This window comes from Streptomyces sp. NPDC026659, assembly GCF_040638245.1.
GTDB lineage: Bacteria > Actinomycetota > Actinomycetes > Streptomycetales > Streptomycetaceae > Streptomyces.
The window spans coordinates 274,035-296,421 of the sequence record NZ_JBEZXY010000004.1 but is presented as its reverse complement, the minus strand read 5'-3'; the positions used below and the strand labels follow the sequence as shown (position 1 = coordinate 296,421).

Here is a 22,387-nt window from a genome sequence, read left to right as displayed (position 1 = left end):
TTACCCGGCGTCTGGCCCGCTCATGGCTACTGGCTCACCCGGCACCCGCCCGCTCATGGCCTCCAGCTCACCCGGTGCTCCCCCAAATGCGCCAGCACCGCATGATTCGCCTCCCACCCGTCCGGAAACTTCACCAGCGTGCCCAGCTGGACCGGTTCCGTGGAGGGGTAGTCGTCGAGGAGGGTGTCGACGCCCGCGCGGCAGACGACGATGCAGGCGTGGCGGTGGCGGGAAGCCAGGACGCAGAGGCGGCCGGTTTCGAGGTGGAAGGCGGTGGCGTCGGGGCGGCCGGACAAGGGGTGGAGGACGACCGTCACGTCGTACTCGCGACCCTGGAGGCGGTTGGCCGTGTCGACCGTGATGCCCACGACGCCCAGGTCGGACAGGGCTGTGCGGATCGCCGCCGCCTGGTCGCGGTGGGCGGTGCCCACGGCTACGCGGGCGGCGGTGAGGGGGGTCGGGTCGGGGGAGCGTTCCGAGAGGGCGGCGCCGCCTCGGTCCAGCAGGCGGCGGACCACCAGGGCCACCGCCCGGACGGCTTCCGGGTCCGTGCGCGGGGTGTGGCGGGGCGGGAGTTCCAGCAGGCCCCAGCCGGATTCCGCGGCCTCGTCGATCACGCGGTCCGGGGCCGAGCCGTCGGACGGGACCGCGAAGGACAGGCGGCGGTCGCCGTGCCCGGTGCCGCTGCGGAACGGGGTGTACGGGTAGAACGCGGCCGAGACCAGCGGGGCCGCCGAGGCCGGCAACCGCCAGGAGACCGGCAGGCGGTGCTGCGGCAGCCGGGGGTTGTGGGCCAGCAACGTGCTCACCGCAGAGGACGACGGGTCGTACGACAGGCCCGCCCACTGCTCGCCGCCCACGATCGAGAACGGGTCCAGCTGGCCCGGGTCGCCCACGAACAGCGCCCGCTCGAAGAGGCCGGCCACGGCCAGAAGGGAGTCCGAGCGCATCTGGTACGCCTCGTCGACGATCGCGTGCCGCCACGGCTCGTCCACCGTCACGTGGGCCCACTTCGCGGCAGTGGACAGCACCACGGGGAGTCCCGCGAGGTCGGCCGCCTTCGCCGAGGCGCGCACGTTCGGCAGGGCGTCGAGCGAGCGGTCGTAGGCGTCGGCGTCGCTGCTGTGCAGGCGGCCCACCGGCAGGTCGGGGTTCTTCTCCGCGAGCCGCAGGACCAGGTCGTCCACCTGCGCGTTGGTCTGCGCCACCACCATCAACGGGCGCCCCGCGTCCGCGAGTTCGAGCGCCGCGCGGACCACGAGCGTCGACTTGCCCGCGCCGGGCGGGGAGTCCACCACCACGCCCCGTTCGGTGCCGTGCAGGGTGTCGCGGAGGATCGCGTCCGTGGCGCGCCCGGCGGCGGTTCCCGGATCGAAGTCCACCGTGGTCACAGGACATCCTCCTCGGTCATGGCATCGGGCGCTTCCGGCACGGCCGCGCCGGGCGGACCGCCGTGGGTCCACGGGGTGTCCTCCTGGTCGGGGAGTTTCGGCCCGCCCCGCTGCTCGTGCTCGAAGAGCGTGAAGCAGAGCCGGTCGCCCTTCTCCGGCACCGAACCCGGCTCCGGCTCCTTGCCCCGGCCCATCTTGTCCACGATCCGCAGCACGAGCAGACCCTCCTCGGGATCGCCCTCGTACCCGGCGAACTCCGCCGACTGCGGCTTGCCGTTCAGCGAGCGGTACGCCTTCGCGCGCTCCGCCAGATGCGGCCGGTCCTCGGTGCGCACGGTCACCAGCGGGCGCGGGCTGGGCCGCTTGCCCTCGCTGTACGCCATGAAGACGTCGACGACCTCGCCCGCGAACGCCTCCCCGGCCAGCCGCCGCCCCGCCATCACCAGCGGGTCGTCCAGCGCCTCCTGCGCCTCCAGACGGGACTGCTCGCGCTCGCGCGTGGCGAGCTTGTTCGCCGCCGTCACCGCGTCGTCCCGGCGCGGCTGCGGGGGCTCGCCCGCCAGCACCCGGTCCCGGTGGCCGGTGAACGACCAGCGGTCCCGCGTCCACCGCTCCTCGACGTGCGCGCCCGCAGGCAGCGCCCGCAGCAGGTCGAGTCCGTCCCACACTGCGTCCCAGGTGGGCCGGGTGACCTGCTCCACCAGCTCGCGGACGCGCTGCTCGGCCTTGGTGACGGCGGCCGTACGGTCCTCCGCGTCCACCGGGTCCTCGGCGGCCGCGAGGGCGGTACGCGCGCGGTCGTACGCCTCGATGGCCGGGGCGAGGAGCTTGTTGTCGAACGCCGGGTCGGTGGCCGGACCGGCGGGCGGGCAGGTCAGCTGCCCCTTGCCGTCGCGCTCGCGCTCCGCGCGGAAGGCGGCCTCGGCGCCCGAACTGCCCGCGGGCGGCGCGATCCAGGACAGCAGGGCGCCCAGATGCTGGTCCTCCAGGCTGCTCTGGCCGGTGGCCCAGTGCCGGGACAGGACCTCGGTGAGGGCGAGCAGCAGCGAGGAGCCGGGTACGCGCGCCCGCTCGCCGTAGTGGGTCAGCCAGCGGCCGAGCAGCGGCACCCGGGGCGGCGCCGGGTTCGGGGCCTCCGGCTCCTGCTCGGCGGTGCGCCGGAAGCGCGTCGAGCGGCCCAGCAGGCGGACGTACTCCAGGCCCGCCCGGCTCGGCACGATCAGCTGGGGCGCGTCCGCGCACAGCTCGACCTCGACCTTGACCCGCTTGCCGGTCTCCGGGTCGGTCTCGGTGCGCTCGGCGGCCTCCACGGCCTCGGCGTGGGCGTCGACGTACGGCAGGACGACGTCGGCCAGTTCGGCGAGGAACGCGAAGCGCAGGTCGCGGTCGCGCGGCTGGGGCACGGCCAGCAGACGCGGCGCGTCCCGGTCGGTGCCGACCAGCGCGCCGAGCGGGGCGCCCGCCTCGCCGGAGGTGGTCAGCGGCACGAACACCAGGGGACGGGCTGACAGATGGCGGTGCCGGACGGTCGTGAGCGGCTGGGCCACGCCCGTGCCGACGGCCTCGAGGCGGGCGAGGGTCGCGATCAGGGACACAGGGCCACCTCCCGCGCGGCCGCCGCGTGCGCGAGCGCCTCCGCGCGCAGGGCGGCGGCCCGGCGCAGCGCGGCCACCGCCGGGTCGTCCGGGTCACCGCTCTCGCCGCGCGCCGCCGAGAGGACCTCCTCCACCGTGCGCAGACCACCCAGTTCGGCCCGCAACGGGCGGCCGAGCCGGGTCACCGCGCCGGACGCGCGCGAGCGCTCCCGGCAGTGGAAGGCCAGTTCGCAGGAGGACAGACACTCCGGCGCGTACGTCGCCGGAACCGCGTCCACGGCCGCCTCCAGCTCCTCGGGCGTGCGGTCCGGCGCGAAGCAGGTGCCCTCCGGGAGCTGGTCGGCGATCTCCTCGATCCGGGTGAGCCGGGTCAACTGCCGTGCCGTCACCGCGCGTTGACGGCGCACGTCCACCGCGCGCGCGGTGGGCAGGTTGGAGAAGTCCTTCGGGCACACCAGCAGCACCTCGTGCCGTACCCGGATCGCCGGGTCGAGCCGGGCCGCGACCTCCTCCAGGGCCAGCACGTACACCGCCGCTTGGCGGGACGCCGCGCCCACCTTCGACGGGTCGGCCGAACCGTCAAGCATCGGGAAGGACTTGATCTCCACGACCGTCCACATCCCGTCCGGGTGCACCACCACCGCGTCCGGCTCCAGGAACGCGGGCGCCCCCGCCACCTCCAGGGCGAGCATCGGGTGGTCGAGGAGCGTCCAGCCGCCCGCCTCCACGGCCTCGCGCAGCGCCAGTTCCGTACGCCCCGTACGCCCCTTGGGGCCGTCTGCGGTCAGGTCGGGTACGGCGGCGCCGGCCGGGGGCTCGGTGGCGGGGTCGAAGCAGGCGTGCGCGAGGCGCAGCAGCTCGGCGCCGCGGTCCGCCTTCACACGGGCCTCGAAGACATTGCCCCGGATCAGGGCGAACTGCGACTGGCCGTAGTCCGAGGGCGAGCCGAGGCCGGTCGCCAGGCGGGCCTTGTCCACCCCGGCGCCGTCCAGGATCGCGCGGCGGCGGCAGCCCGGGTTGGACGCGAGCGCCGCGAGGGCGCGGGCGTCCAATGCCTTGGCCGGAACCTCGGGACCGCGCAGCTCAGCGAGCCGGTGCCGGAGTGCCGTCGCCCGCTCCGCTGGGGGAGGCGTCCGGTCCTGCCGGGGGATCGAGCCGAGACTCGCGCTGCCGTGGAATTCGCTCACCCGCGGAAGTCTGGCATCCGCCACTGACAACGGGGGAGACCGCACCGGCTGGAGGGGCCCAGGCGAGGTTCAGCCGGGCCTTCACCGCGTCCGCCGCGCGCATCACGTACGGCGTGAGCAGCAGCCCGGCGCCCATCACCGCGGCGCCCGCCACCGCGTCCAGCAGATAGTGGTTGGCGGTGCCCATGACCACGAGCGCGGTCAGCAGCGGGTAGGCCACCGCGCAGACCCTGGCCAGGGAGGTGCGGCCGTAGCGCCACAGCATGACGCCGCAGAACAGCGCCCAGCCGACGTGCAGGCTCGGCATCGCCGCGTACTGGTTCGTCATGCCGCCCATGCCGCGCGGGGCGCTCGCCTGGCCGCCCCACCAGCCGTACGAGCTGTAGTACGCCATGGTGTCGGTGAAGCCGTGGCCCGGGTGGAGCAGGCGCGGTGGGCAGGTCGGCAGCAGGGTGAAGCCGATCAGACCGATGAACGTGGACGTCATCAGCCAGGTGCGCGCCGCCCGGTACCGCACCGCGTGCGAGCGGAACAGCCAGACGAGTATCGCGGGCGTGACCAGGTAGTGCAGCGAGGCGTACCAGAAGTCGGCGGGCACGCCGATCCAGGGCTCGCGGGTGAACAGGCGGTTGAGCGGGTGCTCGGCGTCCAGGTGCAGCAGCTGCTCGATGCGCAGGATCGCCAGACCGTGGTCCACGGCTGAGGAAACGTCCCCGCGCGCGAGGAGGCGGCCCGCCGAGTAGCAGCCGTAGACGAGCAGGATCAGCGGCAGCTCGGTCCACCAGCGCAACCGGGGTCGCGGCGTCGCCTCGATGCCCGGTGTCTCGGTCTGCGGCATCCGACCGCCCTCCCCCTCCTGTGCCCCTGCGCATGCGGCGTCCCCGCCGGGCGCCGTGACACTTTACGGTGTCCGCCCCCGCCCCGCGCGGACGCTTCAGCCCTGGAAGACGCCGTGGTCGCCCGCCGGGTTGCCCGTCCCACCGGTGCGCGATGATGGAAGGACCTGGGCTGTCGTTACCCCGGCGGCCACCTGGCATTCCTCTCCCGGAAAGGTCTCCCATGGCACCGCGCATCCTGCTGGCCCGGCACGGACAGACGGCATGGTCGCTGTCCGGCAAGCACACCGGCAGGACGGACATCCCCCTCCTGGAGGAGGGACGGCGCGGCGCCAAGCTCCTCGGCGAGCGGCTGCACCGCGCCCCGCTGGACGGCCTGCCCTTCGCGGAGGTGCGCACCAGCCCGCTCGTGCGCGCGAGCGAGACCTGCGAACTGGCCGGCTTCGGCGAACGCGCGCGTCCGTGGGACACGCTCATGGAGTGGGACTACGGCGCCTACGAGGGCCTGACCCCGGGCGAGATCCACGCCGACCGGCCCGGCTGGCTGATCTGGCGCGACGGGGTGCCCGGCGGGGAGAGCGTCGCGGACGTCACCGCGCGCGCGGACGAGGTCGTCGAGTGGGCCCGCTCCGCCGACCGTGACGTGCTGGTCTTCGCCCACGGCCACATCCTGCGCTCCATCGGCGCCCGCTGGCTCGGCCTGCCCCTGGACTTCGCGGCCCGCATCCGGCTGAACCCGACCTCGCTGTCGGTGCTCGGCTGGGCCTACGGCCAACCGGCGATCGAGAACTGGAACGACGTGGGGCACCTGGCGGGCTGACGGGCCCGGGGCGGCGGGCTCCCTCCTACGCGCGCGGGGCGGCGGGCTCCTGCGCGCGTGTGGTGACGGAACTCCTACGCGCGCGTGGTCGCGGACTTCGCGGAAGTCGTCGTACGCGCGCGTGCCCGTGCCGTTCAGCCCTGCCGGGGCCGGGGCACCGCCGCGTGGCGCTCCAGGAACTCCGACACGCCGGACGCGCGCCGGTGCGGCAGCAGTACGCGCGCGGTGCCCGCGAGCATCGTCTGGATGCGGGAGGACTGCACATGGGTGAGCAGTTCCAGGACCCGCAGTCCGGCGGAGGCGGCCTCGTCGGGGCGGCCGTCGCGGGCGAGGTCGTCGGCGAGCTCGGCGGTGTAGAGCGCGATGTTCCGGGAGAAGTGCGGGTCCTGGAGGTCCGCGGCGCGCCGCGCGTGCCGGGCCGCGCGCCACCAGTCGCCCAGCGTCGACCAGCACTGCGCCTCCAGGCCCTCCAGCTCGGCCTGGCCGTAGAAGCTCATCCACTCGGGGTCGGCGTCCGAGGCGCCCCGCGCGAACAGCGCCTGCGCCCGCGCCATCGCCTGGCGGCAGCCCGCCCGGTCGGCGAGCCCGGCCCAGCCGCCCGCCTCGCGCAGCGCGAGCAGCGACATCAGCCGGGGCGAGCCCAGCGGGCGCGCGGCACGCTGGGCGGCCTGCGCGGCCCGGACCGCCTCCCGCGGGCGGCCCGCGTCCCGCGCGAGGAACGCCGTGTTGCAGAAGGCGTGCGCCTCCAGGGCCGCGTCGCCGGTCATCCGGGCGGTGGCCAGCGCCTCCGCGTAGTGCGAGCGGGCGTCCTCGAAGCGGCCCGAGTCGTGGGCCAGCCAGCCGACCGAGATGGCCAGTTCACCGGCGCCCGAGTGCAGCCGGTCGGTGGTGGACTGCCGGGTGGCGCCCGCGTCGAGCAGCTCGTAGGCCAGGCGCAGCGGCTGGGCCGCGTGCCGGTACAGCCCGTCGGCGCCGTGCTTGTCGTCGAGCACCCGGATGCGGCGGACGGCCTCCTCGACGGCGGCGGCCTCCGTCGTGCCGGGGCGGCGCGGTGTCCCGGCCGCCGAGGCGTCCGTGGCGAGCCCCAGCGGGCCCAGCGCGGCGGCCGCCACCGTGGCGCCCCCGCTGGTCATGAATGCGCGACGCAGCACGTCGCTCTCCTCGTGGTTCAGTGGGTCGTTCTCGTCCGGCTCGTCCGGGCCGTACGGGTTGTGCGGGTACGGCCTGCCGTACGGGTCCCGCGGGTGCGGGGCGTACGGGCCCGGCCGGTCGTACGGGTGGCCCCGTGGGTGCTCCCGCGCGGCCGGTGCCGGGCCTGCCTGCTCCCTGGCCGGACCGGCAGGGCGTGCCGCGCGCCCGCGGACGGTCGAACGCGGTGCGAAGCCCAGGTCGGTCAGGGTGCGGCCGGGGAACATGTGCAGGAACACCCGCTCGTACGCGTAGTTGGGACAGCGGATCTCACCCGCCTCGACCCTGCCGACATAGCGCGCGTCACAGCTCACCCGCTCCCCGATCTCGCGGGCCGCGCGCCGTACCAGCGCGGCGAACTCCGCGGGGGAACGGCGGCCACGCAACTGCCGGAAGGCGGTGTTGGGCCGGGGCGGCCGGTCGGGCTGCACCGAGGTCTCGGTTGACGACGCCATGGCCGGTCCTCTCGTACGAACCGTCGAACCGTGCCGGACCCGGGGCGAATTCGGGCAGAGCTGCCCGAGTGACACCCTGGTTCCGGCGGGCACGAACGTACCGGCTGTGTCCGGCCCGACACGCAGTGTTTGGCTACAAAACGGATATCTCATCCACGATCTGCCATGAACTGCCATCCTTTGCGGCACACTTGCGCCGTAGCTGTTGACGGCATCGCGCGTTGTACCCCGTGGACTGCAACAGGGCAGCGTGGTGGAGGCCGGCATGGAGACCAGCCAGAACAACGAACCTTGTACGGCGCCGACATGGTCGCGGGCGCCGGGCGAAGCGGGGTGCGACCTGGTGACGGTGCCGACCCGGCAGGGGCTTGAGGCCGTGGACATCCTGCGCCGGGGTGCGGTCGCGGAGGTCGGACCGGTCCTGCACGACGACGGCCGCGACACCCTCGGCTTCCTGGTCCCGGCGGGCACGGCGGCGGGGTGGGACGTGCCGGGCAGTACCTGCGTCCGCACCGAGGGCCGCGGCCTGCGCCTGACCCCCGAGCCCCCGCCGGCGGGCTCCGACTGGCTCCTGCCCCCCGACGACGGGGGCCGCGCCACGGACCCGGCGGTACTGCGCCGGGCCCTGGGGGAGGCGGCCCGGCTGATCGAGGCGGCGGACAGCTGCCGGTGACGCTGCCGCTGGGCTCGGCGGAGCAGACCGAGCGCCGCTGTCCCTGCCGCGAGGCCGGGGCGGGCTGCCGCCGCTGTGGCGGTGCGCGGGGTGGGGCCGCCGCTGCGGCGTGGGGTTGACCGGAGGTGCCGGCTGCCGCTCCGACGCTCTTCCGCCGAGGCCGGTCGCGGCCGTGCGGCCCGCCGCGGCCGAGGCGGGGCCGGGACCGTCGCCTGCTGCCGCTCCGCCGTCCGGGCCGGTCGAGGGGCGCCGCTGCCACACTGCCGTCCAGGCTGGTCGACGGGCGCCCCGCTGCCGTTTCGTCGCCCGGCCCATGGTCACGCTGCCGGAGTCACCGCTCCGCCTGCCCCCGGCCCCGTCCGGCGGGCCCCCGTGCCACCTGCGAGAATGGGGCGGTGGGCAGGTCCAGGAACAATCGGCGCGGATCGGCCGCCGAGGCCGTCGTGGAGGCGGTCGACGGTGGTCTGGCCGAGCTGATCCCGGACCCGGACCGCTCCCGTGCCTGGACCCTGCTGGTCGACGGCGCGCCCCAGTCGCACGTGGACCTGGACGACCCGGCGCACCTCACCTTCGAGTACCAGCGCCGCATCGGCCACGTCATCGACCTCGCCGCACCGCCCGGCAAGCCGCTGCGGGCCGTCCACCTCGGCGGCGGCGCCCTCACCCTGGCCCGCTACGTCGCCGCGACCCGGCCCCGTGCCACCCAGCAGGTCGTGGAGCGCGACGCGGCGCTCGTCCAACTGGTCCGCCGGGAACTCCCGCTCGACCCCAACTCCCGGATACGGGTGCGCTCCGCCGACGCCCGCGAGGGCCTGGCGAAGGTGCCGGACGGCTGGGCCGACCTGATCGTCGCGGACGTCTTCAGCGGCGCCCGCACCCCGGCCCACCTCACGTCCACCGAGTTCCTGGACGAGGCCCGCCGCGCCCTGAGCCCCTCCGGCCTCTACGTCGCCAACCTCGCCGACGGTCCCCCGCTCACCCACCTCCGCGGCCAAATAGCCACCGCCGCCGCCCGGTTCGCGGAACTGGCCGTGATCGCCGACGCGGCGGTCCTGCGCGGCAAGCGCTTCGGCAACGCGATCCTGGTCGCCTCCGACCTCCCGCTTCCGGTGGCGGAGTTGACCCGCAGGGCCGCCTCCGACCCCCACCCCGGCCGCGTCGAACACGGCCGCGCCCTCCTGGACTTCACGGGCGGAGCGGCCCCGGTGACGGACAGCGCGGCCGTGGCGTCCCCGGCCCCGCCCCCGTCGGTGTTCCGCTGAACGAGCCCGCATGCAGCGGGACTCGGGGACTCAGTACGTCTGCACGTCCACATGCGGCGGCCCGTCGTGCCAGTCGCAGAAGACCGTCACGCGGTCCGTGCTGCGGCTGAACTCGACCCTGATCCAGGTCTCCGTCTTCCACACCTGCATCGACCAGCCGGTGCCGGGGGTCGCCGAGACGAGGGTCGCGCTCACCGGGCCCACGTCGAAGACGGCGCGGCCGCCGGGGGTGTCGTACGGCTTGACGTCGCTCGGCGGGGCGGGGGCGGCGGAGGCCGTGGGGGACGAAGGGGGTGCGGTGCTGGGGGAGGGAGTGGGCGTGCGGGCCGGGGGGTGGGACGGGGTGGGGGGTGCCGGGCGGGGGGAGCCGCCGGTCCGGGGGGACGGGCGGCTCGTGGCGGGGGGCGAGGGTGAGGCGTGGGCGGCGGCGGCCTCGGCGGCCGTGATCGGGACGGCGCGTGGGGGGTCGTAGGCCGTCCCGGCCATGACCGTGTGCACGCCCCACCAGGAGAGGGCGACCGCCGCTCCGGTGGCGAGCAGCCACGCCAGTACGTGTACGAGTCCTCTGCGCATCGGAGTCATACTGCCTCAGCCGTCACCGGCCGTGCACAGGGCCCCAGTTGTCCACAGGGAGTTGTCCACAGGCCAGGACCCGGCTCGGCCGCATGGCGTAGGTTGCGGCGCATGGCAAGTGTGCTCGTGGTCGAGGACGATCAGTTCGTCCGCTCGGCGCTCATCAGGCATCTGACCGACGCCGCCCACACCGTGCGCAGCGTGGGCACGGCGCTCGAAGCGCTGCGCGAGGTCGCCCACTTCCGGTTCGACGTGGTCATACTCGACCTCGGACTGCCGGACCTGGACGGCTCCGAGGCGCTGAAGATGCTGCGCGGCATCACCGACGTGCCTGTGATCATCGCCACGGCCCGGGACGACGAGACGGAGATCGTCCGGCTGCTCAACGCGGGGGCGGACGACTACCTGACCAAGCCCTTCTCCGTCGAGCACCTCTCCGCCCGCATCGCCGCCGTCCTGCGCCGCGCCCGCTCCGGCGGCGGGGAGGCGCCGCCCCCGGCCGTGCTCCGGGTCGGCGGCCTGACCGTCGACCCGCTGCGCCGCCAGGCCGAACTGGACGGTAGCAGACTCGATCTGACGCGCCGTGAGTTCGACCTGCTCGCCTTCCTCGCGGGACGCCCCGGCGTAGTCGTCCCGCGCAAGGAACTGCTCGCCGAGGTCTGGCAGCAGTCGTACGGCGACGACCAGACCATCGACGTCCACCTCTCCTGGCTCCGGCGGAAGCTGGGTGAGACGGCGGCCCGGCCGCGCTATCTGCACACCCTGCGCGGCGTCGGCGTGAAGCTGGAGCCGCCCGTCGCGGGGGAGTCGCCGCGATGAGATGGGCCCTGGTCAAGGTGTGCCTCGCGGTCACGACGATGGTCGTGGTCGCCTTCGCCGTGCCGCTCGGTCTGGTCGTCCAGGAGATGGCCCGCGACCGTGCGTTCTCCAACGCCGAGCGCGAGGCCGCCGCCGTCGCCCCCGCGCTGTCCATCACCACCGACCGGGACAAGCTGGAGCGGGTGGTGGCCGCCGCCGGGGTCGAGTCCGGCATGGCCGTGCACCTGCCCGCCGAGGAGGGGCGCGCCGCCACCGACCTGGGCCGCGGCAGGGCCACCGCCCGTGACATAGAGGCCGTGCGCCGGATGGGCCGCGCCTCCACCGCCGAGGTGCCCGGCGGCTCCGCGCTGCTCCAGCCCGTCGCGCTCGGTTCCGGGGCCATCGCCGTGGTCGAGGTGTGGGTGCCGGAGGCCGAGATGAGCAACGGCGTGGGCACGGCCTGGGCGGTGCTCGCCGCCGTGGGCGTCGCGCTGATCGCCGGTTCCGTCGCGGTCGCCGACCGGCTCGGGGTGCGCATGGTGCGCCCCGCGCGACGGCTGGTGGAGGGCGCGCGCGAACTGGGCGACGGACACCTCGGAGCCCGGGTGCCGGAGGAGGGCCCGACCGAACTCAGGCTGGCTGCCGTCGCGTTCAACTCCATGGCCGACCAGGTGGTCCAACTCCTGGCCAACGAACGCGAGCTGGCCGCCGACCTCTCGCACCGGCTGCGCACCCCGCTCACCGTGCTCCGGCTGAACGCGGCCTCGCTCGGCGCCGGGGCCGCCGCCGACCAGACCCGTGCCGCCGTCGCCCAGCTGGAGGGCGAGGTGGACACCATCATCCGTACCGCCCGCGAGGCCAAGCCGCAGACGGCCGCCGCCGGTCCGGGCACGGGCTGCGACGCCGCCGAAGTGGTGCGCGAACGCATGGAGTTCTGGTCCGCGCTGGCCGAGGACGAGGGCCGCAAGTGGCGGGTCGCGGGCGCCGAGCGTCCGGTACGCGTCCCCGTCGCCCGCGCCGACCTCGCCGCCGCCCTGGATGCCCTGCTCGGCAATGTTTTCCGGCACACCACCGAGGGAACGGCTTTCGCCGTGGACGTGCACAACGCCGACGACGCGGTGATCGTGCTCGTCTCCGACGCGGGCACCGGCATAGCCGACCCGGAGACCGCCATGGCGCGCGGCCAGGGCTCCGGCACCGCCGGGTCCACGGGCCTCGGTCTGGACATAGTGCGCAGGCTGGCCGAGTCCACCGGCGGCGACGTCCGCATCGGCTCCTCGGTCCTCGGCGGCACCGAGGTGCGCATCTGGCTCCAGCTCGACGGCCGCAAGCCGGACCGGCGCGGCCACCGCACCGAGCGGCGCCGCAGGCGCGCACCCGCGCTGCGCTGACGGGTGGGCGGCCGAGGAGCGCGCCGTGACGCCGCCGACGCGGTTGCGGGACCGCGAATCCGGCGTATTGGTCTCGACCTTTAACCGTCCCCGATCTCTTCCTTAAGCGCACCCTAAGGTCTCGAACGCCCGTCCCTATCAAGCCGATTGTCCGATTCCGCATCGGTAGCGTCTGCCTCACCACCCCCCAACCTCCCCCCGCTACGAAGGACAGGCACGCGCATGAGCAGCACGCACCGGCGCAAGATCAGCGGCAGGAACAAGGCGATAGGCGGCATCGTCGCCGCGGCCGTCGCCGGCGGCGGCGCCTTCTTCGTGACCGGAATCGCCCACGCGGCCGGTGTCGGCGCCGTCTACACCAAGAACAGCGACTGGTCCTCCGGCTACAGCGGCCAGTACGTCATCTCCAACGACACCGGCCAGACCGAGAAGTCCTGGACCCTGGAGTTCGACCTCCCCAAGGGCGCCACGCTCAGCTCCCTGTGGAACGCCGACTCCAGCGTCAGCGGACAGCACGTCACCGTGAAGGCCGCCAAGTGGGACGAGGGCATCGCCCCCGGCAAGTCCCTCACCGTCGGCTTCGTGGTCAACGGCGGCGGCGACCCCACCGGCTGCCAGATCGACGGCACCTCGTGCTCCGCCGACTCCACCGCCACCCCCGAGCCGAGCGGCCGCCCCACGGACACCCCCTCGGCCGAGCCCACCCAGCCGACTCCCACCAAGAGCGACACCCCCGCCCCCACCCAGAGCACCGGCAGCGGCACCACCAAGAGCGCGGGCTTCGCCCCCTACGTCGACACCTCGCTCTACCCGGCCTTCGACCTCCTCGGCATGGCCGACGCCACCGGCGTGAAGAACTTCAACCTCGCCTTCGTCAACGACGGCGGCGGCTGCACCCCCAAGTTCGGCGGCGTCTCCGACCTGACCGCCGACGGCGTGGCCGCGCAGATCGGCGCCCTGCGCGCCAAGGGCGGCGACGTACGGGTCTCCTTCGGCGGCGCCACCGGTACGGAACTGGGCACCACCTGCTCCTCGGCCGACGCGCTGGCGGCGGCCTACGGCAAGGCCGTCGACGCCTTCAAGCTCACCAAGGTCGACTTCGACATCGAGGGCGCCACGCTGCCCAACGCCGCGGCCAACACCCGCCGTGCCCAGGCCATCGCCAAGCTCCAGGCCGCGCACCCCGACCTGAACGTCTCCTTCACCCTCCCGGTGATGCCCCAGGGCCTGACCCAGGACGGCGTCAACCTGCTCTCCGACGCCAAGTCCAACGGCGTGCGCATCGACGCCGTCAACATCATGGCGATGGACTACGGCCCGGCCTTCAGCGGCGACATGGGCGACCTGGCCGAGCAGGCCGCCACCGCCACCCAGGCCCAGATCAAGGGTGTCCTCGGCCTCTCCGAGCAGGACGCCTGGAAGACCGTCGCGGTCACGCCGATGATCGGCGTCAACGACGTCGCCTCCGAGATCTTCAAGGTCGAGGACGCCACCCAGCTGGTGAACTTCGCCAAGTCCAAGGGCCTGGGCGCGCTGTCCATGTGGTCCGGCACCCGCGACAAGCAGTGCGACGGCGGCACCAAGCCCACCGCCGACGCCACGTGCAGCTCCATCAACCAGGACAAGTTCGCCTTCTCCAAGGCGTTCGCGGCCTACAACTGACCTGCTGATCAGGGGGGACTGATCAGAGGGGCGCCGACCGGGGGGAACCGGCCGGTGGCTGACGGCGACCGATGACCCGGGGGCCCGGCGGTGACACACACCGCCGGGCCTTCGCCGTACAGCCGTACAACCCGTCCGGAAGGACGAGCGGGGGATCAGCCCGCCGACTCCACCGCCGGCAGCACACCCGTCCGCGCCGCCTCCGCGTACCACCGCGCGCTCGACTTCGGCGTCCGCTCCAGCGTCGCGTAGTCCACGTACACGGCGCCGAACCGCTTCTCGTAGCCGTAGGACCACTCGAAGTTGTCCATCAGGGACCACAGGTAGTACCCGCGCACGTCGGCGCCGTCGGTCAGCGCCCGGCGTACGGCGGAGAGGTGGCCGTGGAGGTAGGCGACGCGCTCGGGGTCGTGGACGCGGCCGTCGGCGTCGGGCTTGTCGTCGTAGGCCGCGCCGTTCTCGGTGATGTAGAGCGGCAGCCCGGGAGCCTCGCGGGTGTAGCGCATGAGCAGGTCGTAGAGGCCGGTCGGGTCGACCGTCCAGCCCATCTCGGTGCGCTCGCCCGGGGTCTGGTGGAAGAGGACGTCGTCGGCGGCGGGCCAGGGAGAGTGCTCGCTCGCGCCGTGGCCGTCGGCGCGCGGGCCCGAGACCTCGCCGTCGACCGCCGAGACGAGGGCGGGGCTGTAGTAGTTGAGGCCGAGCGCGTCCAGCGGGGCGTTGGCCGCGCGCAGGTCGCCGTCGAGGACGAACGACCAGTCGGTGAGCCGGGCGGTCGCCTTCAGGAGCGAGTCCGGATAGGCGCCGCGCAGCAGCGGGCCGTGGAAGACCCCGTTGGCCAGGTCGTCGATGCGGCGGGCCGCCGCGAGATCGGCCGGGCTCTGCGACAGCGGGCGTACGACGGCCGAGTTGAGGCTGATCGCGATCTTGTTGCGGGCCGGCATGGCCGCGCGCAGCGCCGAAGCACCCAGGCCGTGCGCGAGGTTGAGATGGTGGGCCGCCTTCAGCGAGGCCACCGGGTCGGTGCGGCCGGGGGCGTGGACGCCCGAGCCGTAGCCCAGGAAGGCGCTGCACCAGGGCTCGTTGAGGGTGATCCAGTTCTCCACGCGGTCGCCGAGCGCCTCGCCGACGAGCTGCGCGTACTCCGCGAAGCGGTGGGCGGTGTCGCGCTCGGGCCAGCCGCCCGCGTCCTCCAGCTCCTGCGGGAGGTCCCAGTGGTAGAGGGTGACGGCGGGCTGGATGCCCTTCTCGAGCAGCTCGTCCACCAGGCGGCGGTAGAAGTCCAGGCCGATCTGGACCGCGGGGCCCCGCCCGGTCGGCTGCACGCGCGGCCAGGAGACGGAGAACCGGTAGGCGCCCAGGCCCAGGTCCGCCATGAGGGCCACGTCGTCGCGGTAGCGGTGGTAGTGGTCGACGGCGGTGTCGCCGGTCTCCCCGCCGGCCGTCCTGCCCGGCGTATGGCTGAAGGTGTCCCAGATCGACGGCGTACGGCCGCCCTCGCGCACCGCCCCCTCGATCTGGTACGCGGAGGTCGCGGCGCCCCAGAGGAAGCCGGGCGGGAAGGTGACCGGAGAGGTGGTGGAGGAGGTGACCGGAGAGGCGGTGGGGGAGGAGTCGGGCATGGAAGCGCTCCCATCGAGAGTCGGGAAGACCTTGGGGGACCTTGGGGACCTTGGGGAAGGGGCGAAGGGGCCGGGGCGACACTGACCCGGCCCCCTGACGGAACCGGTCAGCCCTTGATCGCGCCCTGCATGATGCCGCCCACGATCTGCTTGCCGAACAGCAGGAAGGCGATCAGCAGCGGCAGCGTGCCCAGCAGCGCGCCCGCCATGATCACCGCCTGGTCCGGAACATAGCCGGTGCCAAGCGAGTTCAGGGCCACCTGCACGGTGGGGTTCTGCTGGTTCAGGGCGATGATCGGCCACAGGAAGTCGTTCCAGGCGAACACGAAGGTCAGCAGGCCGAGTACCGCCATCGCGGGCCGCGCGGCCGGGAAGACCACGTGCCAGACGATCCGCAGGCTGCTCGCCCCGTCCACCCGCGCCGCCTCGATCAGCTCCGAGGGCAGCGCCTGCACCAGGTACTGCCGCATGAAGAACGTGCCGAACGCGGTCACCAGGCTCGGCAGGATCACCGTCTGGAGCTGGTTCGACCAGCCGAAGTCGCTCATCCACAGGTACAGCGGGACGACCGCGAGCTGCGGCGGGATCATCATCGTGCCCACGGTCAGCAGGAGCAGCAGCCCCGAGAAGCGGAACCGCAGCTTGGCGAAGGCGAACCCGGCCAGCGTCGCGAAGACCACCGTGCTCACGGTGATCGTGCTCGCCACCAGCAGCGAGTTGAGCATCGCAGTGCCGAGCCCGGCCTGTTCCCAGGCCGCCTCAAGGTTCTTGAACAGATTGCCGCCGAACCACAGCGGCGGCGGGGTCTGTGCGAGCCGCCCGCCGGTGCGCGAGGCCGCGACCGCCGTCCACACCAGCGGAGCCAGCGAGATCAGCGCGAACACGGTGAGCGCCACGTACGTCACCGGGCCCGCGTGCAGCTGCTTGCCCGCGCCCGTGATCCGGCGCCGCCCGGGCGCCCGCAGGGGCTTCGCCACCTTCGTCACGGTCAGTTCACTGGTGGTCATTGCGTTTTCCTCAGCCATCGGGTGAACAGCAGGTTGACCGCCGCGACGATCAGCAGGATCAGGAACATCGACCATGCGATGGCGGACGCCTTGCCGAGGTTGCCGATGATCCAGCCCTGGTCGTACATGTACAGACCGAGCGTCTGGTACTGGTGCTCCGAGCCGCCCTTGGACCCGCTGACCCCGCCGAACAGCAGCGGCTCGCCGAAGAGCTGGGTGGAACCGATGGTGGAGACCACGATGGTGAACAGCACCGTCGGCCGCAGCTGCGGGATGGTCACGTGCCGGAACTGCTGCCAGCGGTTGGCGCCGTCCAGCGCCGCCGACTCGTACAGGTCCGCCGGGATCGCCTGCATCGCGGCCAGATAGATCAGCGCGTTGTAGCCGGTCCAGCGCCAGATGACGATCGTGGACACCGCGAACTGCGAACCCCAGTCGGACTCACGCCAGTTGACCGGGTCGACACCGACGAAGTGGAGAATCCAGTTCACCATGCCGCCGTCCCACGAGTACAGCAGCGTGAAGACCAGCGTCGCGGCCGCCACCGAGGTCGCGTACGGCGTCAGCATCACCACGCGCCACATGGTTGAGCCGCGCAGCCGGTAGTTCAGCATGTGGGCCAGCCAGAGCGCGGCCAGGAGCTGCGGGACCGTGGAGATCACGCCGATGGTGAAGGTGTTCTCCAGCGCGTTCCAGAAGAACTCCGAGGACAGCAGGTTGCGGTAGTTGCCGAGGCCGGCCCAGCTCTGCTGGTCGAGCGCGGAGAGCTGTACGTCGTGCAGCGAGTACCAGGCCGTGTAGAGCAGCGGGACCAGGGTGAAGGCCGCGAACAGCAGGAAGAAGGGGGACACGAACGCGTACGGGGACGCCTTCATGTCCCAGCGGTAGAGCCGGCTGCGCCAGGGGACGGGCGCGGCCGGCGCACCGCGACCCCGAGCGCCCCGGGCCGCGCCCGGCGGGGTGCCGGGCGCGGCCTCGGCGCTCGACGCGGGATGCGCGAGAGCCTCTTTGGACGTCACTGGCCGAGCACGTCCTTGATCTCGGCGGACGCCGCCTTCCAGCCCTCGGCCGGGGACTTGCCCTTCTGCTCGACCTGGAGGATGCCGATGTCGCTGATCGCGGCGTCGATCGGCTTGTCCTTCGGACCGAGCGGCTGGGCCGGGATGGTCTTCGCGGCGTCGGAGAAGATCTGGGTGAGCGGCGCGCCGGAGAAGTACGCGACGGTGGCGGGCGCGGGCTTCAGCCCCGCGTACGCCGCCGGGGTCGACGGGAAGCTGGCCTGCTTGGCGAAGACCTTGGCCTGCTGCGCGGGCGCGGTCAGCCACTTCGCCAGCTCGACGGCCTCCTTCTGGTGCTTGCTGGAGGTCGGCACGCCGAGGAAGGAGCCGCCCCAGTTGGACGCGGCCGGGGCCGCCGCCACGTCCCACTTGCCGCTGCCCGAGTCACCGGACTTCTCCTGGATGTAGCCGATCATCCAGGCCGGGCAGGCGACGGTGGCGAAGGTGCCGTTGGCGAAGCCGTTGTCCCAGGTCGGGTCGAACTGCTTCAGCTTGGCGGACATGTCGCTGGTCGCCACCGTCATGGCGGCGTCCCAGGACGCCTTCACACCGGGGGACTTGTCCCAGACGACCTTGCCGTCCTTGTCGTAGTTGCGCACGGAGGCGCCGCCCAGGGCCGCGTTGTACACCGAGGCCGCCGAGTCGACGTACTTGGTGCCCTTCGGCGCCTTCTTCATGTACTGCTTGCCGAGGTCGACGTACTTCGACCAGTCGCCCTTCCACAGCTCCGCGAGCTTGGTGCGGTCGGTGGGCAGACCGGCCTTCGCGAAGAGGTCCTTGCGGTAACAGACCGCCATCGGGCCGGTGTCGGTGCCGAGGCCGATGAGCTTGCCGTCCTTGGTGGTGGCCTGGGCGAGCTTCCAGTCCAGCCACTGGGACTTGTCGACGTCCTTGCCGAGGTCGACGAACTTGCTCGCCTGGGTGTCCACGGCCTCGGTGATGTTGCCGACCTCGATGGCCTGGATGTCGTCGGCGCCCGCGCCCGCCTGGAGGCGGGTGAGCACCTTCGGCCAGTACACGTCGGTACGGGTCGTGACGTTCTCCTTGATGGAGATGTCCGGGTGGAGCTTCGTGTACTCGTCGTACAGGCCGGCCTGCTTGTAGCCGAAGACGCCGAAGGTGCCGACGGTCAGCGTGATCTTGCCGTTGCCGCCGTCGTCCGCGTTCGACGAGCCGTCGTCCGAGTCCTTGGAGCAACCGGCCAGCAGCCCCGTGGTCAGCGCGGCGGCGGCCATCAGGGCCACCGTTCCGCGAGACCTGCGGATGCTCGTGCGCATTGCGTCCTCCTGTTGCCTGACGTGCCGACCCCCCGGCCAACTGCATGGAACTACTGCTGGAGCTGGGCCCGTTCGTACGCGCTGCGGCTCGGGCGGGGAACGTGCGGGATGTGTAGGTGTCAGGTACCGTGGGAGCGCTCCCACGAGTGATGTGTTGAAGGGTCGTCCGTCCGGCGCGGGGTGTCAAGGGAGTGCGCACTCCCAAGTCCCTTCAGTTATCGGGCTGTTAATTAGTCTCGGGACGGCCGCGTGGAACGCGGCTGGTGGCGGTGGTGCGGGGCACTGTTAGATTCCAGGCCAGGGGCGGGAACGACCCGCGGTACGGGTGCGGGCGGCGGCGTGAGCCGCCGATGGATGTACGGATACGGGTACGGGTGCCGGCGGGAAAGGCGGAGTCCATGGCGAGCCACGGAGCGCGGGGCGGCCGGAGCGGGGGACGGCCCACGCTCGAGGAGGTTGCCGCCCGTGCCGGGGTGGGCCGGGGCACGGTCTCCCGGGTGATCAACGGCTCCCCCCGGGTCAGTGACGCGACCCGCGCCGCCGTCGAGGCCGCCGTCGAGGAGCTGGGCTACGTCCCCAACACCGCCGCCCGCGCGCTGGCCGCCAACCGCACCGACTCCATCGCGCTCGTCGTCCCCGAGCCGGAGACCCGCTTCTTCGCGGAGCCGTACTTCTCCGACATGCTGAGCGGCGTCGGCGCCGAACTCGCCGACACCGAGTGGCAGTTGCTCCTCATCTTCGCGGGCAGCGACCGCAAGCGGCAGCGCCTCGCGGACTATCTCTCCGCCCACCGCGTCGACGGCGTCCTCCTGGTCTCCGTCCATGCCGACGACCCCCTCCCCGACCTCCTCGACCGCCTGGAGATCCCGGCCGTGATCAGCGGCCCCCGCTCGGTGGGCGAGACCCTCACCTCGGTCGACTCCGACAACTACGGCGGCGCCCACTCGGCGGTCTCCCACCTCCTCGCCCGGGGCCGCCGCCGCATCGCGCACATCACCGGCCGACCGGACGTGTACGGCGCGCAGCGACGCGTGGACGGGTACCGGGACGCGCTGCGGGGGGCGGGGCTGGAGGTGGACGAACTCCTGGTGGAACCAGGTGACTTCACCGAGGACGGAGGCCGGAGGGCGATGACCGCGCTATTGCGGCGGCGCCCCGACCTCGACGCGGTCTTCGCGGGCTCCGACGTCACGGCGGCGGGCGCCCGCCAGATCCTGCGCGAAGCGGGCCGCCGCATCCCGGACGACGTGGCGCTGATCGGCTACGACGACTCCGCCATCGCCCGCCACATGGACCCACCCCTGACCAGCGTCCGCCAGCCGATCGAGGAGATGGGCCGCGCGATGATCGGCCTGCTCCTGGAGGAGATAGCGGATCGCCGTCCGGCGGCTGCGCGGGGGTTGGAGCGGAGGCATGTGGTGCTGCCTACGGAGCTGGTGGGGCGGGAGTCGGCGTAGCGGGGTGTACCCGGGTTGCCGCTGAGCCGAGTCCGACGACGATCAGGCCGCGGCGCTATTTCTGTGGAGTCGCCCTGCTGCCTGTGGGAGGGTCCTGCATGTGATCAGTCAGGATGCTGCCCGGGTCCGCGAGTTCGTACTCGGTGACGGAGTTCGCCCGGCGGACGCCGCGCGTGTTCATCGCGCAGCACTTCACGTGCTGCGTTCGAGCATCGACGCGGCCCACGTCGACGCCTACAGCGACGACTCCTGGCCGCCCGAGGTCCTCGCCTCGTACGAGCGCGCCGTGTCACTGGCCCAGGAGGAGGTCGCACGAGGCAGCCGCTCCACGCGCTCCGACCTCCGGATGGGCATCGACATCGACGTCCGTGACGACGGCCAGTTCGAAGTCCTGTCGGACCTGGCCCCCTGCACGATCCACGCCGAAGCCCGGCAGGACGGCCGCCTGATCTTCAGCGCCGGCGACTCGGGAACCGCCCTGTGGTTCGAGGTCACGCCGGAACAGGAAACGGCGCTGCTGTCCCGGCTGGCCCTGCTGGGAATCCCCTCCGGCGTGCTCACCGTTCTGTCGCCGTCCGGGCGCTGAGATGACACCCAACCCTGTCGCCCCGGCGACGCTCACCCCGGAGATGGCTGCCCAGATCCGCACCTGGCGCTGCGACGAGGACCACTCCTGGCGCGCTGTGGCACAGGCCGCGTCCGACCTCTGGGGTTCCGACATGGGCAGCAGCCAGATCTTCGGCAGGAACCTCTGCGTGGCCGCGGCGCGGCTGCTGGGCGAGGATCCCTGTCGGGAGCCCTGGAACTGACGTTCCTCTCAGGCGGTCGATGCGGCGTTCGACGGTGTTGCGTCGGCCTCGCGGTCCTGCATGTCGCAACAGATCCGGCTCATTCGTCGTCGCTCTCTTTCACCACGGCGGGCTGTTCCTCCGTGGTCCCGCCGATGAGCGTGTGGCGCTTGCGGACGCGCTCAGCCGCGGCGAGGAGCCGTGCGGCATTGGCGTGGGACCGCAGCAGGCAGTCGGTCTCCTCCATCGATTCGACACCCTTGGCGGTCACGAGTTCGACGTCGCCTTCCTCGGAGAGGATCTCGACCGGCTTGCGGGCCTCGCCGGAGCGGTACGACATATGACCCTCCCCGCAGCGATATCGCAGCACGGTACCCGGCCGCGGTGTCGCCTCCGGCGGATCGGGCGCCGCACGTCGAGGGTCGTCAGCGTCGTCTTCTCGCGGGAGCGCACGGCTCGCGGTGGCGGTACGCGTCCGGGGCGATGCCGGTGCCGGACTCGACGGGTACGACGTCGTAGGGCTCGCCGGGCTGGAAGTGGTGGCCGCAGCGGGCGCAGGCAGGGGTGATGTACGACGGCGGCGGCTCGGAGTTGGGGTTCACTTCCGCCCCTCCCGGTCCATCCGCGCGCGCTCGGTCCGCTCGCCGGTGCAGGGGCGGCAGGCGCGTGGGAACCAGCGCTGGGGCGTGGACAGTTGGCCGAAGTCAAGGAATGCGGTCTCGGTGGTGAGCGGGGTGCCGCACCAGACGCAGGTACGGCCCCGTAGACGGTCGTCGGGCAGGGTGTCGGGCGAGGGGAGTTGTCGCGCGAGCGCACGCAACGCTTCCGCTTTTCCGGTGTGCTGCTGCCCCAGCTCCCGTCGGCCGTGGGCGATGAGAGCCAGCACGTCCTCGGCGCGGCACAGGTGGTGTCGGCGGCGGGGCGGCGTCACCCAGAAGGAGCCGGGCGGTCCGCTGACGGTGAGGTCGGGGACGCCGAGGTAGGTGCCGTGGCTGAGGAGCGGGGCTTCCGGTTCGCCGGGCCAGCCGTCCTGGTGGGGGACCAGGGCCCAGTAGGTGGGGCCGAGGGTTCGTACGTCGTGGATGACGGGGCCGTTGAGGGGGTCGCCGACGTCTCCGCTGCCGACAGCGGCGTGGAGGAGATCGCCGGGAATGCGCACGGCGTCGAAACGGGGGCCGAGCGGGAGCAGCGCGATGCCACACCTGGTCCATTCCCGCCGGGCCTGCTCGGGAGAGGGGTGCGCACCGGCTAGCCAGTCCCGGCCGGCATCGGGCGGATCGCTGCGGGAGGGGAGGGCGGCGGGCTGGGCGACGTGGCCGTTGTGCATACGGGGCTCCCTCGGAGTCGGTG

The 22,387-nt window shown here is 73.0% G+C and carries 22 protein-coding genes; 9 read left to right on the top strand and 13 right to left on the bottom strand.

The features are described 5' to 3' along the window. Positions 1–53: 53 nt before the first annotated feature. From AB0E91_RS13410 to AB0E91_RS13395, 4 genes are read right to left on the bottom strand one after another with little or no spacing between them, the layout of a single operon-like run. Positions 54–1,391, bottom strand: coding sequence for an AAA family ATPase (locus tag AB0E91_RS13410; RefSeq protein WP_361779746.1), 1,338 nt, complete (start codon positions 1,389–1,391; stop codon positions 54–56). Then, entirely contained in the window at positions 1,388–2,986 is a 1,599-nt protein-coding gene (locus AB0E91_RS13405) for a hypothetical protein (protein WP_361779743.1), read from the bottom strand. Before AB0E91_RS13405 ends, AB0E91_RS13410 begins: the two co-directional genes overlap by 4 nt. Next, complete coding sequence (locus tag AB0E91_RS13400; protein ID WP_361780135.1) at positions 2,977–4,137, bottom strand: hypothetical protein; 1,161 nt, start codon at positions 4,135–4,137, stop codon at positions 2,977–2,979. Before AB0E91_RS13400 ends, AB0E91_RS13405 begins: the two co-directional genes overlap by 10 nt. Next, positions 4,070–5,011, bottom strand: coding sequence for a phosphatase PAP2 family protein (locus tag AB0E91_RS13395; protein WP_361779740.1), 942 nt, complete (start codon positions 5,009–5,011; stop codon positions 4,070–4,072). Before AB0E91_RS13395 ends, AB0E91_RS13400 begins: the two co-directional genes overlap by 68 nt. A 221-nt stretch (positions 5,012–5,232) precedes the next feature. Between AB0E91_RS13395 and AB0E91_RS13390 the strand changes: the two genes are divergently transcribed. Beyond that, positions 5,233–5,829 (top strand): histidine phosphatase family protein, encoded by a 597-nt coding sequence (locus AB0E91_RS13390; protein WP_361779737.1) that lies wholly within the window; start codon positions 5,233–5,235, stop codon positions 5,827–5,829. Positions 5,830–5,963: 134 nt separating this feature from the next. Here the strand turns inward: AB0E91_RS13390 and AB0E91_RS13385 are convergent, their stop codons facing one another. Then, complete coding sequence (locus AB0E91_RS13385) at positions 5,964–7,472, bottom strand: hypothetical protein (RefSeq protein WP_361779734.1); 1,509 nt, start codon at positions 7,470–7,472, stop codon at positions 5,964–5,966. 265 nt (positions 7,473–7,737) lie between these two features. On the opposite strand from AB0E91_RS13385, the gene AB0E91_RS13380 reads away from it, so the two are divergent. Both AB0E91_RS13380 and AB0E91_RS13375 read left to right on the top strand, forming a co-directional pair. After that, positions 7,738–8,145, top strand: a complete 408-nt coding sequence (locus AB0E91_RS13380; RefSeq protein ID WP_361779732.1) for a hypothetical protein — start codon at positions 7,738–7,740, stop codon at positions 8,143–8,145. Positions 8,146–8,540: 395 nt separating this feature from the next. Further along, on the top strand, positions 8,541–9,407 hold the full coding sequence (locus AB0E91_RS13375) for a fused MFS/spermidine synthase (RefSeq protein WP_361779729.1): 867 nt from the start codon (positions 8,541–8,543) through the stop codon (positions 9,405–9,407). Positions 9,408–9,437: 30 nt separating this feature from the next. On the opposite strand, the gene AB0E91_RS13370 is transcribed toward AB0E91_RS13375, so the two are convergent. Then, a complete protein-coding gene (locus tag AB0E91_RS13370) occupies positions 9,438–9,980 on the bottom strand; it encodes a hypothetical protein (RefSeq protein WP_361779727.1) in 543 nt (180 codons plus the stop codon). 111 nt (positions 9,981–10,091) lie between these two features. Between AB0E91_RS13370 and AB0E91_RS13365 the strand changes: the two genes are divergently transcribed. The 3 genes from AB0E91_RS13365 to AB0E91_RS13355 all read left to right on the top strand — a co-directional run bounded on the left by AB0E91_RS13365 (position 10,092) and on the right by AB0E91_RS13355 (position 13,831). Then, on the top strand, positions 10,092–10,799 hold the full coding sequence (locus AB0E91_RS13365; protein ID WP_361106788.1) for a response regulator transcription factor: 708 nt from the start codon (positions 10,092–10,094) through the stop codon (positions 10,797–10,799). Next, a complete protein-coding gene (locus AB0E91_RS13360; protein ID WP_361779724.1) occupies positions 10,796–12,169 on the top strand; it encodes a HAMP domain-containing sensor histidine kinase in 1,374 nt (457 codons plus the stop codon). Before AB0E91_RS13365 ends, AB0E91_RS13360 begins: the two co-directional genes overlap by 4 nt. Before the next feature lie 222 nt (positions 12,170–12,391). After that, positions 12,392–13,831: a cellulose binding domain-containing protein gene (locus AB0E91_RS13355; protein WP_361779722.1), complete on the top strand. Its 1,440-nt coding sequence runs from the start codon at positions 12,392–12,394 to the stop codon at positions 13,829–13,831. Between the two features lie 155 nt (positions 13,832–13,986). Here AB0E91_RS13355 and AB0E91_RS13350 read toward each other — a convergent pair whose 3' ends face one another. The 4 genes from AB0E91_RS13350 to AB0E91_RS13335 all read right to left on the bottom strand — a co-directional run bounded on the left by AB0E91_RS13350 (position 13,987) and on the right by AB0E91_RS13335 (position 18,792). Beyond that, positions 13,987–15,450, bottom strand: coding sequence for a GH1 family beta-glucosidase (locus AB0E91_RS13350; RefSeq protein ID WP_361779719.1), 1,464 nt, complete (start codon positions 15,448–15,450; stop codon positions 13,987–13,989). A 107-nt stretch (positions 15,451–15,557) separates the two neighbouring features. Next, positions 15,558–16,457 carry a carbohydrate ABC transporter permease gene (locus AB0E91_RS13345; protein ID WP_361779716.1) on the bottom strand — a complete coding sequence of 300 codons (900 nt, stop codon included), beginning with the start codon at positions 16,455–16,457 and terminating at the stop codon, positions 15,558–15,560. Continuing rightward, positions 16,454–17,476 (bottom strand): sugar ABC transporter permease, encoded by a 1,023-nt coding sequence (locus AB0E91_RS13340; RefSeq protein WP_361779713.1) that lies wholly within the window; start codon positions 17,474–17,476, stop codon positions 16,454–16,456. Before AB0E91_RS13340 ends, AB0E91_RS13345 begins: the two co-directional genes overlap by 4 nt. Further along, the gene (locus AB0E91_RS13335) at positions 17,473–18,792 is read right to left on the bottom strand and encodes an extracellular solute-binding protein (RefSeq protein ID WP_361779710.1); all 1,320 of its coding nucleotides are present in this window, start codon (positions 18,790–18,792) and stop codon (positions 17,473–17,475) included. The genes AB0E91_RS13340 and AB0E91_RS13335 overlap by 4 nt, the downstream gene beginning before the upstream one ends. A gap of 398 nt (positions 18,793–19,190) precedes the next feature. Between AB0E91_RS13335 and AB0E91_RS13330 the strand changes: the two genes are divergently transcribed. From AB0E91_RS13330 to AB0E91_RS13320, 3 genes are all read left to right on the top strand, one after another. After that, entirely contained in the window at positions 19,191–20,249 is a 1,059-nt protein-coding gene (locus AB0E91_RS13330; protein WP_361779707.1) for a LacI family DNA-binding transcriptional regulator, read from the top strand. Between the two features lie 196 nt (positions 20,250–20,445). Continuing rightward, positions 20,446–20,835: a hypothetical protein gene (locus AB0E91_RS13325; protein WP_361779705.1), complete on the top strand. Its 390-nt coding sequence runs from the start codon at positions 20,446–20,448 to the stop codon at positions 20,833–20,835. Position 20,836: 1 nt separating this feature from the next. Further along, the gene (locus AB0E91_RS13320; protein ID WP_361779702.1) at positions 20,837–21,058 is read left to right on the top strand and encodes a hypothetical protein; all 222 of its coding nucleotides are present in this window, start codon (positions 20,837–20,839) and stop codon (positions 21,056–21,058) included. A gap of 79 nt (positions 21,059–21,137) precedes the next feature. On the opposite strand, the gene AB0E91_RS13315 is transcribed toward AB0E91_RS13320, so the two are convergent. The 3 genes from AB0E91_RS13315 to AB0E91_RS13305 all read right to left on the bottom strand — a co-directional run bounded on the left by AB0E91_RS13315 (position 21,138) and on the right by AB0E91_RS13305 (position 22,364). Beyond that, a complete protein-coding gene (locus AB0E91_RS13315) occupies positions 21,138–21,377 on the bottom strand; it encodes a hypothetical protein (RefSeq protein WP_361779700.1) in 240 nt (79 codons plus the stop codon). A gap of 85 nt (positions 21,378–21,462) precedes the next feature. Further along, on the bottom strand, positions 21,463–21,639 hold the full coding sequence (locus AB0E91_RS13310; protein ID WP_361779698.1) for a hypothetical protein: 177 nt from the start codon (positions 21,637–21,639) through the stop codon (positions 21,463–21,465). Further along, positions 21,636–22,364 carry a hypothetical protein gene (locus AB0E91_RS13305; protein ID WP_361779696.1) on the bottom strand — a complete coding sequence of 243 codons (729 nt, stop codon included), beginning with the start codon at positions 22,362–22,364 and terminating at the stop codon, positions 21,636–21,638. The genes AB0E91_RS13310 and AB0E91_RS13305 overlap by 4 nt, the downstream gene beginning before the upstream one ends. Between the last annotated feature and the right edge of the window lie 23 nt (positions 22,365–22,387).

What these genes read in the sequence shown, in the direction of transcription:
- AB0E91_RS13395 (WP_361779740.1), bottom strand. Translation starts at nt 5,011, where the DNA reads ATGCCGCAGACCGAGACACCGGGCATCGAGGCGACGCCGCGACCCCGG.
- AB0E91_RS13390 (WP_361779737.1), top strand. Translation starts at nt 5,233, where the DNA reads ATGGCACCGCGCATCCTGCTGGCCCGGCACGGACAGACGGCATGGTCG.
- AB0E91_RS13385 (WP_361779734.1), bottom strand. Translation starts at nt 7,472, where the DNA reads ATGGCGTCGTCAACCGAGACCTCGGTGCAGCCCGACCGGCCGCCCCGG.
- AB0E91_RS13380 (WP_361779732.1), top strand. Translation starts at nt 7,738, where the DNA reads ATGGAGACCAGCCAGAACAACGAACCTTGTACGGCGCCGACATGGTCG.
- AB0E91_RS13370 (WP_361779727.1), bottom strand. Translation starts at nt 9,980, where the DNA reads ATGCGCAGAGGACTCGTACACGTACTGGCGTGGCTGCTCGCCACCGGA.
- AB0E91_RS13365 (WP_361106788.1), top strand. Translation starts at nt 10,092, where the DNA reads ATGGCAAGTGTGCTCGTGGTCGAGGACGATCAGTTCGTCCGCTCGGCG.
- AB0E91_RS13360 (WP_361779724.1), top strand. Translation starts at nt 10,796, where the DNA reads ATGAGATGGGCCCTGGTCAAGGTGTGCCTCGCGGTCACGACGATGGTC.
- AB0E91_RS13355 (WP_361779722.1), top strand. Translation starts at nt 12,392, where the DNA reads ATGAGCAGCACGCACCGGCGCAAGATCAGCGGCAGGAACAAGGCGATA.
- AB0E91_RS13350 (WP_361779719.1), bottom strand. Translation starts at nt 15,450, where the DNA reads ATGCCCGACTCCTCCCCCACCGCCTCTCCGGTCACCTCCTCCACCACC.
- AB0E91_RS13345 (WP_361779716.1), bottom strand. Translation starts at nt 16,457, where the DNA reads ATGACCACCAGTGAACTGACCGTGACGAAGGTGGCGAAGCCCCTGCGG.
- AB0E91_RS13335 (WP_361779710.1), bottom strand. Translation starts at nt 18,792, where the DNA reads ATGCGCACGAGCATCCGCAGGTCTCGCGGAACGGTGGCCCTGATGGCC.
- AB0E91_RS13330 (WP_361779707.1), top strand. Translation starts at nt 19,191, where the DNA reads ATGGCGAGCCACGGAGCGCGGGGCGGCCGGAGCGGGGGACGGCCCACG.
- AB0E91_RS13320 (WP_361779702.1), top strand. Translation starts at nt 20,837, where the DNA reads ATGACACCCAACCCTGTCGCCCCGGCGACGCTCACCCCGGAGATGGCT.
- AB0E91_RS13315 (WP_361779700.1), bottom strand. Translation starts at nt 21,377, where the DNA reads ATGTCGTACCGCTCCGGCGAGGCCCGCAAGCCGGTCGAGATCCTCTCC.
- AB0E91_RS13305 (WP_361779696.1), bottom strand. Translation starts at nt 22,364, where the DNA reads ATGCACAACGGCCACGTCGCCCAGCCCGCCGCCCTCCCCTCCCGCAGC.